Raw genomic sequence first — 13,829 nt, 5'->3', positions numbered from 1 at the left:
CATGACCGGCCGCACATGTCCCGTGACCGCCGGAACCGGAAACCCGATTTCATCCGATCGATGACGCCCGATACGTCTAGCACGACCGATTCCTCCGCCAAGTCCGCCAAGCCTTCGAGACTGGCCGCCGCCCTCGTCTGCCTGACGCTGCTGCCCGCGACGATGCCCGCGCATGCGCAGACGCTGCTCGCGCAATCCCAGCCGCAACCCGATCCGTCGCCGCGCTCCACGGGGACGGCCGCGGTCATGGCCCCGCTCTCGAACGCCCCGGTTCCCGCCGCGCCACCCGCGCGCGGCGCGTCCCGCACGCTCGCGGTCACGCTCAAGCAGCTCGGCGCCGACGGCCCGTTCCAGCTGCGCGGCGTCGATGGCATCAACGGCGTGCCGTTCTCGGTGCGCGCCGACGAAGTGGTGACGGGCGCGAAGCTCAAGCTGCGCTACAACTATTCGCCGGCGCTGATTCCCGCGCTGTCGCATATCAACGTGATCATCAATGGCGAAGTCGCGGCCACGGTGCCGGTGCCCAAGGAAACGGCGGGCACGAGCCTCGACCGCGAGGTCACGCTCGAGCCGCGTCTGATCAGCGAGTTCAACCGCCTGAACCTGCAGCTGATCGGCCACTACACGACCGAGTGCGAGGACCCGTTCCATTCGAGTCTCTGGGCGACGGTCAGCAATGCAAGCGTGCTCGAGCTGACCGTCACGCCGGTCGCGCTCGCCAACGAACTGTCGCTGCTGCCGCTGCCGTTCTTCGACCGCCGCGACGTGCGCCAGCTGAACCTGCCATTCGTGTTCGCGGGTGCGCCCTCGCCGGCCACGCTCGAGGCCGCGGGGGCCGTATCGTCGTGGTTCGGCGGCCTGGCCGGTTATCGCGGCGCGACGTTCCCCGCCGCGCTCAACCAGGTGCCGTCGTCCGGCAACGCGGTGGTGTTCGCCACGAGCCAGGAACGCCCGGCTGGCGTCGAGCTCCCGGCCATCGACGGCCCGTCGCTCGCGATCGTGCCGAATCCGTCCGATCCGTCGGCCAAGCTGCTGCTCGTGATGGGCGCCAACAGCGCGGACCTCAAGGTGGCCGCGCGCGCGCTGACGCTCGGTGCGCGCGCGCTGTCCGGTCCGCGCGCGACCATCACCAAGCTCGACGACGTCAAGCCGCGCGAGCCGTACGACGCGCCGAACTGGCTGCGCAGCGACCGCCCCGTCCGCTTCGGCGAGCTCACGCCGGTGGCGGACCTCAACGTGTCGGGCTACAACCCCGACCTCGTGCGCGTGGGCTTCCGCCTGCCGCCCGATCTGTTCGGCTGGCGCAGCAAGGGCATTCCGGTCGATCTGAAGTATCGCTACACGCCGCGCCCGACCGTCGACAAATCGACGCTGAACATCAACGTGAACCGGCAGTTCCTGCGTGCCTACCCGCTGCGCGCGCTCAAGGACGAACAGGGCCGCGCGACGCGCCTGCTGGAAAGCGTGCTGCCCGACGGTTCCGCGCCCGCGCAGCATCGCCTCGACCTGCCGCTGTTCATGCTGCCCGCGCAGACGCAGCTGCAGTTCCACTTCTACTACGACTACCTCAAGCAGGGCGCGTGCAAGGACGTGCTGCTGGACAACGTCAAGGGCGCGATCGATCCCGATTCCACCATCGACGTCTCCGGCCTGCCGCACTTCATCTCGCTGCCGGACCTCGCGGTGTTCGGCAACAGCGGCTTTCCGTTCACGCGCATGGCGGATCTGTCCGACAGCGCCGTCGTACTGCCGTCGCAACCTTCCGCCGACGATTACTCGACGTACCTCACGTTGCTCGGCCGCATGGGCGAGTCCACGGGTTACCCCGCCACCGGCGTATCCGTCGTCGGCCCCGACGATGTGGCCAAGGTCGCGGCGAAGGATCTGCTCGTCATCGGCACCACGCAGGGGCAGCCGCTGCTCACGCAATGGGCGGACCGCATGCCCGTCTCGCTCACGGGCAATGCCAAGCGCTTTACGCTGACGGACGTGTATTCGTCGATCCTCGGCTGGTGGAACGGTGCCGACGGCACGCGCAACGCGCGCGCCGAGACGCAGCTCTCCATCAGCAGCGCGGGTACCGATGCCGCGCTCGCGGGCTTCGAGTCGCCGCTGCAATCGGGCCGCAGCGTCGTCGTGGTCACCAGCAACGCGACCAACGGTCTCCATAACGTTACCGACGCGCTGCTCGACCCCGATCGCCTGAAGGAAGTGCAAGGCAGCCTCGTGCTCGTGCGCGGCAAGGAAGTGGACAGCCTGGCCGCCCAGCAGACCTATGAAGTGGGACGCCTGTCGCCGTGGACATGGCTGCAATGGTGGCTCTCGCAACGCCCGCTCGCGCTCGTGCTGATGGCCGGCGGCGCCACGCTGCTGCTCGCGGCGCTGCTGTTCCTGTCGCTGCGCAGTCTCGCGCGCCGGCGCAAGGCGGGTCAGGCGTGATGGCGAATCGCGCGCGACGGCGCCACCTCGTCCAGCTCGCCCGCCTCGGCGCGGCGGGCGCCGCACTGCTTGCGGCACCGCTGGCCGCCTGCGCGGCACCCGCGGGCAAGGCACGGGCCGCGGCGCCCTGCCCCTGGCCGTTCTATCAGCAGTTCCTGTCGCGCTTCGTGCAGGCCGACGGCCGCGTGGTGGATCCCTCCACGCCCGCGCAGCACAGCACGTCGGAAGGCCAGTCGTACGGCATGGTGTTCGCGCTGATCGCCAACGACCGCGCCACGTTCGACCGGCTGTGGCAATGGAGCGTGGCCAATCTCGGCGCCGGCAATCTCGCCGACAAGCTGCCCGCCTGGCAATGGGGCCGCCGCAATGACAATTCGTGGGGCGTGATCGATGCCAATCCGGCATCGGATGCCGACCTCTGGTTCGCGTTCGCGCTGGCGGAGGCCGCGCGTGTCTGGAAAGCACCGGCCTATGGCGATGCCGCGCGCGCGCTGCTGACCCTCGTCGCGAAGCAGGAAGTGGTGACGCTGCCCGATTTCGGCACGATGCTGCTGCCCGGCCCGCAGGGGTTCGTCGAGGGCAAGCCCGATGGTCAACGGACATGGCGCCTCAACGCCAGCTATCTGCCGGTACCCGTGCTCCGCCGCCTTGCCGCGTTCGATCGCAACGGCCCATGGAGCGCGCTCGCGACGCAGACGCCGAAATTTATCGAGGCCGTGGCCAGGCAGGGCATCGTGCCGGACTGGTCCGCCTATCGTGCAGGGGGTGCGCGGGGTACGGGTGGCGATGCGTCGGGCTTCATCACCGATCCGGCCACGGGCGACCTGAGCAGCTACGACGCCATCCGCGTCTATCTGTGGGCCGGCATGACGCCCGCGGCCGATGGCGCGAGCCGCACGCTGATGCGCGCGCTGCTGCCCAACGCACAGCGCATGGATGGCCGCGCGGCGCCGCCCGAGAAGATGCATGCGGACACGGGCGCGCTCGAAGGCAATGGCCCGCCGGGATTCTCGGCCGCGCTGCTGCCGTTCCTCAAGCTGGCGGACTCGCCCGCCCTCGCCACGCAGCGCGCGCGCGCGGAGGCGATGGTCGGTGCGCCAGCGGGACCTGCCGCACCCGCGTACTACGACACGGTATTGGGACTGTTCGGCCTCGGTCATATCGAAGGCCGCTATCGATTCGGCCCGTCTGGGCAACTGGAGATGGAGTGGGAGCCATCGGAAAAACGGGAGGGCCCATGTCGCGGCAAGACAGCCTGAAAAGACGAAGGATGGCCCCCGCACGTTCACTGATGTTCGGTCTGCTGGCCACGCTGGCCTCGACGGCCGGCGCGCAGGAAGACCCCGTCAAGGTGCTCGTCGATCAGGGCAAGTACTGGCAGGCGCGCGGCCGCGCCGATCGCGCGGCCGAGTCGTGGCAGAAGATCCTGCGGCTCGATCCGAACCAGCCGGAGGCGCTCTATGGCATGGGCGTCTCGGAACTCGAGGCGGGCCGCGCGGACAGCGCGCGCAGCTACCTCGACCGCCTCAACCGCGTGCAGCCCAATTCCGCGCTCTCTCGGCAGCTCGCGCAATCCATCCAGCGTGGCTCGGCAGGCACGCGCCAGCAGGTGGAACAGGCGCGCGAGCTCGCGCGCAGCGGCCAGGCCGAGGAAGCGGTCAAGCGATACGAGCAGGCCGCCGGCGGCGCCGTGCCGCAGGGCGACCTCGCGCTCGAGTATTACCAGACGCTCGGCGGCACCGCGCAGGGCTGGGATCAGGCGCGACGTGGGCTCGAGCAGATCGCGCGCAACAACCCGTCCGATGCGCGCGCGCAGCTCGCGCTCGCGCAACACCTGACCTATCGCGATGCCACGCGGCGCGACGGCATTCGCCAGCTCGAGACGCTGGCCGCGCGTCCCGACGTCGGCGCGCAGGCGGCCGAGGCATGGCGCCGCGCGCTGAACTGGCTCGGCGGCCGCCCCGCCGACGCACCGTTCTATCAGGCATGGCTCGCCACGCATGCCGACGATGCCACCATTCGCGCGAAGCTCGACGCGATCACGCGCCAGAGCGAGACCGAGCGCGCATCCACGCCCGCCGCGGATCCGTTGCGCGCGGTGGCGCAGCAGGGCTTTGCCGCGCTCAATGCGGGTGACCAGGTGCGTGCCGCGGAACGCTTCCAGAGCGTGCTCGCGCAGCGGCCCAACGATCCCGATGCGCTCGCGGGCATGGGCGTGCTGCGCCTGAAGCAGGAGAAGTTCGCCGAGGCCAGCGACCTGCTCGAACGCGCGGCGCGCAATGGCGCGGGCACGCGCTATCGGCAGGCGCAGAACAGCGCGCAGTACTGGCTGCTCGTGCAGCAGGCCACGGCCGCGCGCGAATCCGGCAACCGTGCCCAGGCACGCCAGCTGCTCGAGCGCGCGGTGCGGCTCGACGCCAATGAGGTAAGCGCGCAGGTCGCGCTCGCCGATCTGCTGGCCGAGGACCGCCAGTACGCGCAGGCGGAGGCCGCCTACCGCCGCGTGCTGCAGCGCCAGCCCGACAATCCCGATGCGCAGCGCGGCCTCGTCAGCGTGCTGTCGGCGCAGAACAAGAGCACCGAGGCGCTCGCGCTCGTCGATCGCATGACGCCCGCGCAGCGCGACAAGGTGGGCTCCGTGGGCCGCCTGCGCGCCGATCAGGCACGTGCCGAAGCGCGTCAGGCACTGCAGGCCGGCGATGCGGCCGGCGCGCGGCGCCTGCTCGAGGACGCGATGGCCGCAGACCCGATGAATCCATGGGTGCGGCTCGACGTGGCGCGCAACTACGTGGCGATGGGCATGCCCGAGCAGGCGCGGAACGTGATGGACAATCTGCTCGCCTCCGCGCCGAACAACGTGGAGGCGCTCTTCGCGAGCGCCCTGCTCGCGGCCGAGACCAATGCGTGGCAGCGCGGTCTCGATCTGCTCGAGCAGATTCCCGCCGCGCAGCGCACGGCCGAGATGGGCACGCTGCAGCGCCGGCTGTGGGTGCACGCCGAAGCGGAACGCGCGAGCGGTCTCGCCAGTGCCGGCCAGCAGCCGGCCGCGCTCGGCGTATTGCAACAGGCAGAACGCTTTGCGCAGGGAGATCCCGAGCTGATCGGCGCGCTGGCGCAGGGCTATGCCGATGCAGGCGACGACCAGCGCGCGCTTTCGCTGATGCGCGGCGCGATGAGCCGTTCCGTGCTGCCCGACGTGGGCACGCAGCTGCAATATGCGGCCATCCTGCTCAAGACGCGGCAGGACATGGAACTGGCGGGGCTGCTGCGGCAACTCGCCGGCGCGCAGATGACCACGCGGCAGCGGCGCGACTACGACGATCTGCGCGTCGCGTATATCGTGCGGCAGGCCGACGCGCTGACCGAAGCGGGCGACCTCGTGGCGGCCTACGACATGCTGGCGCCCGCGCTGTCAGAGCGCGGCGGCAGCAGCGCCGTGCGCGCGAGCCTCGCGCGGATGTATGCGCAGGCGGGCGAGAACAAGCAGGCGCTCGATATCTACCAGAGCGTGCTTTCGCGCGAGCCGAACAACCTCGATCTGCGGCTCGCCGCGATCGGCACCGCGACGGCCGCGAAGGAGTATCGCTGGGCCGAGCAGGCCCTGCAGCCCGCGCTGCAACAGTCGCCGAACTCGGCCGCCGTGCTCACGGCGGCAGGTCGCCTCTACCGCGCGCAGGGCCGCAATGCGAAGGCCGAGCAGTACTTCCGGCAGGCTGTCGCCGCGGAGGCGGCCACGGGCAACGCGCTCGCCGACGGCACGCGGCCCCCGGGCGCGGGCTTCGACCGCGTTCCCGCGAACCCCTTCGTCGGCATGCCCGGCCAGCGGCGCGCGTCGCAGCTCCCACCCCCGGGTTCGGCGGCGCCGTACGCCGCCGTGCCCCAGACGGCCGCGCCGCAGGGCTTGGGTTACGCGGGCGTGCCCGCTTCCGCGTTGCAAGGCGGCGGCGGTTATGCCGGCGGTCCCGGCGCGCTGCCGCAGGGCGCCACTTACGCGGCGGTGCCGAGCGCGGCGCAGCCGCAGGGCATGATGCCCGTCGCGGCGGCGATGCCAGGCCAGCCGTATATCCCGATGCCCGTCTCGGCCGGCCAGACCGGCGGGCAGATGCAGGCTGGCATGCAAGCCGGCATGCAGGCCCCGTCGGCCTACTATCCCGCCGGCGCGCGTGCGGCGCTGCCGCCCGGCACGAACACCGCGCGGACGACATCACGCGCGGGTGCCACCTCGGCGCGCGGCAAGACGCCAGCCACGGTGCAGCCGTACCCGCAGCAAGCCTATGCGCAGTCCGCGTACCCGCAAGCCGGCTATCCACAGCAGGGCCAAACGCCGCCTGGCTATGCACAGCCCGCCGCGCAAGGGTATGCGCCACCGCAGGCGTACGCGCAGAACGCGCCCGCCCAGCAGCCCGGCTATGGTTCGCCGCAGGCCTACGCGGCCCAGCAACCCGCGCAGCCCGTGGCACAAAGCGCCCCGCAACCCTACGGCGCGCAGTCCCGCCTCCCATGGCTCGCCGACGCCGACGACAGCCAGCCGCAGCGCACCGGCCCCAAGACCGCACTCGACGAGCTGCGCGAGATCGAGCAGCAGCGCACGACCACCCTCGCCGGCGGCCCCATGCTCCGCGGCCGCAATGGCGACTCGGGCATGAGCCAGCTGACCGAGCTCCAGGTCGTCGCCGAAGGCAAGAAGGCCGTGGGCGACGGCAAGCTGATCGGCCGCGTCACGCCGGTCGCGCTCGATGCCGGCAACCTCGGCGGCGACTACAACACCGCCAGCCGCTTCGGCGGCGGCCCGCTCGCCTACACGCTGCCCTCCACAGGCAGGAACCTGTTCAACCAGACCCTGCCCTCCACTTCGGCAGGATCGCAAAGCGCATTCGGCGTGGCCCTCGGCATCGCGTACGAAAGCGATCGCTTCAGCCTCGACGTGGGATCGACGCCGCTCGGCTTCCGCTACACCGACGTCACCGCGGGCGGCCGCGTGAACTTCCCGCTCACGCAGCGCAGCACGCTGGCCCTCTCGGGCTCGCGCCGTCCGGTCACGGACAGCCTGCTGTCGTACGCGGGCGCGCGCGACGAGCGCACCGGCGCCACATGGGGCGGCGTCATGCAGAGCGGCGGCCGCGCCGACCTCGGCTGGGACGACGGCTTCTTCGGCATCTACGGGTACGGCGGCTACAGCGTGCTCGCGGGCCACGACGTCGAGCGCAACAACAAGTGGGAAGGCGGCGGCGGGTTCTACATGCGGCTGATCGACGACGAAGTGCAGCGGCTCACGTCAGGCATCAACTTCACGTCGATGGGCTATAGCGAGAACCTGCGCTACTTCACACTGGGCCACGGCGGTTACTTCAGCCCGCAGACCTACTTCGCGGTCACCGTGCCGCTCGCGCTGTCGGGCCGCTCGGGCCGCGTGGCATACCACGTGCGCGGCGCGCTCGGCGTCCAGGCGTTCCGCGAGGACGATGCCGACTACTTCCCGACCAACCCGGGCCAGCAGACCGCGGCAAACGCGGCGGTGGCCGTGGCCAACCAGCAGAACCTGACGAGCCAGACGTCGGCCGTGTATCCGGGGCAGTCCAAGACGGGGCTCGCGTACAACCTCGTCGGCTCGGTCGAATACCAGGCCGCGCAGCAGCTGTTCGTCGGCGGCACGCTGGGCATCGACAACGCGCGCGACTACCGGCAGTGGTATGCCGGCGTCTACGTGCGGTACGCGCTCCAGAAACAGAACGGGGCGATTGCGTTCCCGCCCGTGCCGCCGCAGTCGGCGGTGGCGGCATTGCCGTTCTGACTGCTCCCCCCCCGAGCCAAAACCCGGCGATGGTGTGCCCCCCTCTCCCCCGGGGAGAGGGGCCGGGGGAGAGGGCAACCCTGTCGCCCAAGGGCGGAGGGTGGGGGGACACCCCCACCCTCCGCCCGCAATCCCCCTACGGTAGGGCGTAACTCGCCGATCTTCCGCCGATCACGTCATGGATCCGACATCGTGAAGGCCTAGAATGGCCGCCGTTCCCATGGCTCCATTGGCTCGGCATGTCCAGCGTCTCGCCCGCTTCCTCCGCCGCCCGTCCACGGTTCCGGCAGCCCTGCGCGGAGGATCTCTGCGTGGCCACCCCTTCCGTCACCACCGATCACACCAACCAGGATGTGCTCGAGGTCTTCACCGAGCATCGCGAACTCGCCACGCTGCCGGTGACGGAAAACGATCGCCCGATCGGTCTGATCAATCGCTCGATCTTCCTCTCGCAGATGAGCAAGCCGTACCACCGCGAGCTCTACAACCGCAAGAGCTGCATCGCGTTCATGGACAAGGAGCCGCTGGTCGTGGACGCCGCCATGAGCATCGAGGCGCTGACGTTCCGCACCGTCGAATACGGCGAGAAAGCGCTGACCGACGGCTTTATCATCGCGAGCGAAGGCCGCTTCCTCGGCGTGGGCCACGGACTGCAACTGATGCGCGTGGTCGCCGACATCCAGGCCGAGCGCAACCGCCAGATCATGCACAGCATCGACTATGCGAGCATCATCCAGCGCGCGATGCTGCGTGCCTCGCGTGACGCACTCGCCCACACGCTGCCCGATGCGTCGCTGGTCTGGGAACCGCGCGATGTCGTCGGCGGCGACTTCTATCACTTTGTCGCTTTCGAGGACGGCTGGTTCGCCGCGCTGGCCGACTGCACGGGCCACGGCGTGCCGGGCGCGTTCATGACGCTCATCGCCTCGTCGCTGCTCACGCAGGCCATCGAGCAGCAAGGCCCGCGCGACCCCGGCGCGCTGCTCGCGGCCGTCAACCGCGGCATCAAGCAGATGCTCGGCCAGAGCGACGGCAGCGACGCCATGACGGCCGAGTCCAACGACGGCATGGACGCCGCGTTCTTCTGGTTCGACAACGCCACGCGCCGGCTGACCTTCGCGGGCGCGCGCTGCGCGCTGTTCGTGCTGCATCCCGGCGAAGCCGACGACCACGTAATCGACGGCGAGCGCAAGGGCGTCGGCTATATCGACACCGCCATGGATTTCGCCTGGCCCAACCGCCATGTCGACACGCGGGCCGGCACCGTGGTCTTCGTCACGACCGACGGCCTGATCGACCAGATCGGCGGGCCGAAGGAAATCGCATTCGGCAAGCGGCGCGTGCGCGAGGCGCTGCGCGCGAGCCGCGAGCTGCCCACCGCGGCACTGAGCCAGGCCGTGCTCGACGCGCACCTCGCGTGGCAGGGCCATAACCGCCGCCGCGACGACCTCACCTATTTCTGCTTTCGCGTCCGCTAATCGGGACGCCCGCCAGAACAATCATCCATGTCCGCCACCACACCCTCCTCGATAGACAACGAATATGGGGCATTCTTCGCCGTGGCCCGGGAACGCAACGTGATCTTCTACTACGTCGGATATTTCTCGCAGAACATCATCGCCGCCATGTCGGACGCGGTGCGCCTGCAGCTCGCGGTGAGCGGGGTCGATGGCGGCACGCGCCGCAAGCTGTTTTCGTCGTTCGTCGAGATGGCGCAGAACATCGTGCATTATTCTTCCGATGCGCTCACGCCGTCCACGCAGGACGACGGCCAGCTCCGCCACGGTTCGGTCTGCATCAGCCGCGTGGACGACCGCTACCGGCTCATCTGCTCGAATCCCGTCGCTACCGCGCGGGTGGAGCAATTGCGTGCGACACTCGAGCCCCTGCGCACGATGACGCTCGACGAGATCAAGGCCGCCTATCGCGAGACACTGCGCGCGGAAGCGCCAGAGGGCAGCAAGGGCGCGGGTCTCGGACTCCTGACGATGGCCCGCGACGCCAGCGCCCCGCTCGAATACAACTTTCAGCCGATCGACGCGGACCCGGTCTCGACGATGTTCCAGCTCGTCGCCACGATCTGACGCCATCGGGAAGCATCAGCCATGGAAAATCTGTTCATTGCCGCCACGCAAGCCTCGCCGGAAGTCAACTTCGACTTCCAGAAGCACACGCTGTCGCTCAAGGGCGAGTCTTACCCCGAGAACGCCGCGGTGTTCTACGGCGAGGCGCTGACGCGCCTGCGCAAGTACCTGAGCCTGTGCGAGGACACCGACATCACGGTCAACGTCGCGCTCACCTATTTCAACAGTTCGAGCACGAAGATCCTGTTCAGCATCTTCGACGCGCTCGACGAAGCGTCCCAGCGCGGCAACCACGTGGCCGTCAACTGGTATCACGACGAGGACGACGACACGATCCTCGAGTTCGGCCAGGAGTTGCACGCGGACTTTCCGGCCATCGATTTCACCGACCACATCACGACGAACGGTTGAACGCGCTTTCACACGCCTCCATGGCCGAACCCGATCTGTTCGATACGGAGAACAGCGCCCTGGCGCACGCGCGCGGCATCTACCTCGATGCCGGCGCGAGCACGGCCACGTATCGCGCGACGCTCGGCGAGCTGATCGTCCATTACGAACGCCTGATGCGCGAGACGCGCCGCCTGATCCGGCGCAGCGACCGCGAGGAGCTGGAAATGAACCGGCTCAACACGCGGCTGCAGGAGCTCGCGCAGGAACTCGAACACCGCGCCACGCACGACCAGCTGACCGGCGTGCTGAACCGCGGCGCCGTGATCGAACGCGCGGCCGCGGCGCTGGATCGCGGCCCGCTCGCGCTGATCGTGCTCGATATCGACCACTTCAAGCGGCTCAACGACACGTTCGGGCATCCCGTGGGCGATATCGTGATCTGCGAGGTCACGGCCTGCCTGCACGACGAGATGCCCGCGGGCGGCCTGCTGGGCCGCGTGGGCGGCGAGGAATTCGCCGCCCTGCTGCCGGACACCGGCTGCGACGACGCGATCGCACTGGCCGAACGCATGCGCGGCCGCATTGCCGGGCATCGGTTCCCGGCGCCGCTCACCGGCCCGGTGACCGCGAGCTTCGGCATCAGCTGCAATGCGCGCGGCACGAGCTTCGTCAGTGCCTATGCGCGCGCGGACGAGGCGCTCTACGACGCCAAGCGCGCCGGGCGCAACCGCGTGGTATGCGCGGACGGCCTCGTCAGCGGCGACTGACCGTTACCGCGGCCTCGGCTCCCGCAGCCGCATCGACTCCCGCTGCCGCATTGGCATCGCTGATCGCCCGCAGCAGCGCGAGCATCGTGCGGTTGACGGGCGTCGGCACCCCAAGGGCCTCGCCCGCCGCGACGATCGCGCCGGTCAGCGCGTCGACCTCGAGCGGCCGGCCACCGAGGCAGTCCGCATACATCGAGGTGCCGAACGTGGGCGACAGCGCAAGCACCGTGGCAAGCATGGCGCTCGCTTCGCCGTCGGGAAAGTGCGCCCCGCTCGCGCGCCCCACGGCTACCGCCTCATTGAGCACGTCCATGCATAGCGCGCGCACGTCGGCATGATGGAGCACGGCCATGCGCTGGCGCGTCAGCGCGGTCATCGGGTTGGCCACCGCATTGAGCAGCAGCTTGCGCCATTGCAGCGTGACGAAATCCGCGTTCGGATGCGCATGCATGCGCGAGCCCTCGAACAGCCGCGACAACGCGCGGCCGCCTTCGTCGTCCGGCACCGACAGATGCCGGTCGCCCGCTTCGCCGAACCGCACGCGATCGCGTGCGAGCCGTTCCGCGTTGAAATAGACGACGGCGGGCACCACCGCCGCCTCTGCCGCATCGCGCGGGAGCGGCAGCCACGGCGCCACGCGCGCGACGTGGCCGATGCCGTTCTGCAGAACCGCCACGCGCGTTCCGGGCGCGCACAAGCGCGCGAGCCAAGGCGCCGCGGACGCGGTGTCCTGCGCCTTCGTGCACAGCAGGATCCAATCGACGGGCGTCGCCGCGGCGGGGTCCGTGAGCGTGGGCACGGGCACGCGCCGGGCGCCCTCCGCGGCCTCGAGTCCGATCTCGGCGATCGGCGCGCGCGCGCACAGCATCACGTCATGCCGCGCGCCCACGGCAAGGCATGCGGCCACGGACAGCCCCACGCCGCCGGCGCCGATCACGGCGACGCGCTGACGGGTGGAGGCATGGGATGTGGTGGGCGCGGTGAGTGCGGTGGGCGCGATGAGCGCGGTGGACGGGTCTGCGTGCATCGATGTCGTTCCGGGGCGAGCGCCCCGCTGCGCGAGAAACAAGCGGCCATTCTGGTGGCACGCGCGCACACGGACAAGCCATGTTGCCCCACCTTGGCGCCCGCGACCGTGCCTTCCGCCAAAGCCTTCCGCAATTATTCAAACCGCCGCTGGCACGAAGCATGCTCTACACTGTGATTTCCGGTTACTGCCGTGCTGTCATTCTCTTCCGCTTCGTCGTTCTATTCGTCCCTGTCGCCCGCCATGCGAGACGCCTTCCGCAAAACCTCCAACGTGCTGCTCGATCCGAACCGGCGATATAGCCAGGCGCGCCTGTTCCACGCGATGCGCGTGGCCCTCGCCCTGCTCGTCTCGATCGCGCTCACCACGGGCATCCGCATTCCGCACGGCGAATGGGCGTCGATCACCGTGCTCGTCGTCATCGGCGGCCTGCAGCACCACGGCAATATCCGCCGGCGCGCGGCCGAGCGCGGCGTCGGCACGCTGCTGGGCGCGGTGATCGGCCTCGCGCTGATCGCGCAGCAGTCCTGGCTGCTCCATTCGCCACTGGTCACTTATGTACTGATGGCGCTGGTCTGCGGCTACTGCGCGTATCACGCGATCGGCAAGGGGGGCTATATCGCGCTGCTCACCGCCATCACGGTCGTCATTACCGCGGGCCATGGCGACCAGGACGTGTTCGACGCGCTGTGGCGGACCGTCGATGTGCTGATCGGCACCGCCGTTGCGCTCGTATTCTCGTTCGCGCTGCCTGCCTACGCGTCGTACTCGTGGCGCGTCAAGCTGGCCGCGCTATTGCGCGCGAGCGCCGCGGTGCATGCGCGCGTGCAGCGCGGGGACATCGATTCGGCCACGCTGCAGAAGGAGATGATGCAGCTGGGCATGCAGCTCGTGCAGCTGCGCAGCCTGATTCCGTCGGTGGCCAAGGAGACCGACGTTCCCGCGGCCCAGCTCGAGGAAATCCAGCACGCGGCGCGCGTGTGCATCAGTGCATTGGAATTGATGGCGGCGATCGAACCGAACGCCGATCACCCGCGTGAGGACGATCGCGGCATTCGCAGCGCGATGCTCGCGCTGGCGGATTCGCTGGAAAGCGGGAATGCGCCGGACGATATCGACATGGCGCCGGCGGCGGCCGGATTGCCCGCGACGAACGGCAATGAAGGGTTACCGGCGACGACCACGGGCTCGTTCGCTTTCCTGTCACGGCGTCTGCAGGCGGAACTCTCGCGCACGCGCAACGTGCTCGCGCAGATGAGTACGAAGTACGAGTTCCCTTATGCGAGCAACTGAGCAGGCCACCGAGCCAGCCACCAGGTCGCGGTGGA

At 69.6% G+C, this 13,829-nt stretch carries 9 protein-coding genes; 8 read left to right on the top strand and 1 reads right to left on the bottom strand.

Features of this window, described 5'->3' with window-relative positions; genetic code table 11:
* The first annotated feature begins 15 nt into the window (after nucleotides 1-15).
* From bcsB to FOB72_RS03135, 7 genes are all read left to right on the top strand, one after another.
* Nucleotides 16-2,439, top strand: coding sequence for a cellulose biosynthesis cyclic di-GMP-binding regulatory protein BcsB (bcsB, locus tag FOB72_RS03165; RefSeq protein ID WP_223851397.1), 2,424 nt, complete (start codon nucleotides 16-18; stop codon nucleotides 2,437-2,439).
* Nucleotides 2,439-3,698, top strand: coding sequence for a cellulose synthase complex periplasmic endoglucanase BcsZ (gene bcsZ, locus FOB72_RS03160; protein WP_150373723.1), 1,260 nt, complete (start codon nucleotides 2,439-2,441; stop codon nucleotides 3,696-3,698). Before bcsB ends, bcsZ begins: the two co-directional genes overlap by 1 nt.
* 11 nt (nucleotides 3,699-3,709) lie before the next feature.
* Nucleotides 3,710-8,230, top strand: a complete 4,521-nt coding sequence (locus tag FOB72_RS03155) for a cellulose biosynthesis protein BcsC (protein ID WP_150371196.1) — start codon at nucleotides 3,710-3,712, stop codon at nucleotides 8,228-8,230.
* A 239-nt stretch (nucleotides 8,231-8,469) separates the two neighbouring features.
* Nucleotides 8,470-9,708 (top strand): SpoIIE family protein phosphatase, encoded by a 1,239-nt coding sequence (locus FOB72_RS03150; protein WP_150371195.1) that lies wholly within the window; start codon nucleotides 8,470-8,472, stop codon nucleotides 9,706-9,708.
* Between the two features lie 27 nt (nucleotides 9,709-9,735).
* The gene (locus FOB72_RS03145) at nucleotides 9,736-10,314 is read left to right on the top strand and encodes a SiaB family protein kinase (RefSeq protein ID WP_150371194.1); all 579 of its coding nucleotides are present in this window, start codon (nucleotides 9,736-9,738) and stop codon (nucleotides 10,312-10,314) included.
* A 21-nt stretch (nucleotides 10,315-10,335) separates the two neighbouring features.
* Nucleotides 10,336-10,725, top strand: a complete 390-nt coding sequence (locus FOB72_RS03140) for a DUF1987 domain-containing protein (RefSeq protein ID WP_150371193.1) — start codon at nucleotides 10,336-10,338, stop codon at nucleotides 10,723-10,725.
* A 20-nt stretch (nucleotides 10,726-10,745) separates the two neighbouring features.
* Nucleotides 10,746-11,474: a GGDEF domain-containing protein gene (locus tag FOB72_RS03135; RefSeq protein WP_150371192.1), complete on the top strand. Its 729-nt coding sequence runs from the start codon at nucleotides 10,746-10,748 to the stop codon at nucleotides 11,472-11,474.
* Here FOB72_RS03135 and FOB72_RS03130 read toward each other — a convergent pair.
* Entirely contained in the window at nucleotides 11,461-12,501 is a 1,041-nt protein-coding gene (locus FOB72_RS03130) for a 2-dehydropantoate 2-reductase (protein ID WP_150371191.1), read from the bottom strand. The genes FOB72_RS03135 and FOB72_RS03130 overlap by 14 nt on opposite strands.
* Before the next feature lie 243 nt (nucleotides 12,502-12,744).
* Here FOB72_RS03130 and FOB72_RS03125 point away from each other — a divergent pair, with 243 nt between their 5' ends.
* Nucleotides 12,745-13,794: an FUSC family protein gene (locus FOB72_RS03125; RefSeq protein ID WP_150373721.1), complete on the top strand. Its 1,050-nt coding sequence runs from the start codon at nucleotides 12,745-12,747 to the stop codon at nucleotides 13,792-13,794.
* The last annotated feature ends 35 nt before the right edge of the window (nucleotides 13,795-13,829 follow it).

This window comes from Cupriavidus pauculus, assembly GCF_008693385.1.
Lineage (GTDB): Bacteria > Pseudomonadota > Gammaproteobacteria > Burkholderiales > Burkholderiaceae > Cupriavidus > Cupriavidus pauculus_D.
The sequence above is the reverse complement of the archived record's forward strand: the minus strand, read 5'-3'. Positions and strand labels throughout refer to the sequence as shown.

Excerpts from the sequence above, each read along its gene's own strand:
- FOB72_RS03155 (WP_150371196.1), top strand. The coding sequence starts at position 3,710 with ATGGCCCCCGCACGTTCACTGATGTTCGGTCTGCTGGCCACGCTGGCC.
- FOB72_RS03145 (WP_150371194.1), top strand. The coding sequence starts at position 9,736 with ATGTCCGCCACCACACCCTCCTCGATAGACAACGAATATGGGGCATTC.
- FOB72_RS03150 (WP_150371195.1), top strand. The coding sequence starts at position 8,470 with ATGTCCAGCGTCTCGCCCGCTTCCTCCGCCGCCCGTCCACGGTTCCGG.
- FOB72_RS03140 (WP_150371193.1), top strand. The coding sequence starts at position 10,336 with ATGGAAAATCTGTTCATTGCCGCCACGCAAGCCTCGCCGGAAGTCAAC.
- bcsZ (WP_150373723.1), top strand. The coding sequence starts at position 2,439 with ATGGCGAATCGCGCGCGACGGCGCCACCTCGTCCAGCTCGCCCGCCTC.
- bcsB (WP_223851397.1), top strand. The coding sequence starts at position 16 with ATGTCCCGTGACCGCCGGAACCGGAAACCCGATTTCATCCGATCGATG.
- FOB72_RS03135 (WP_150371192.1), top strand. The coding sequence starts at position 10,746 with ATGGCCGAACCCGATCTGTTCGATACGGAGAACAGCGCCCTGGCGCAC.
- FOB72_RS03130 (WP_150371191.1), bottom strand. The coding sequence starts at position 12,501 with ATGCACGCAGACCCGTCCACCGCGCTCATCGCGCCCACCGCACTCACC.
- FOB72_RS03125 (WP_150373721.1), top strand. The coding sequence starts at position 12,745 with ATGCGAGACGCCTTCCGCAAAACCTCCAACGTGCTGCTCGATCCGAAC.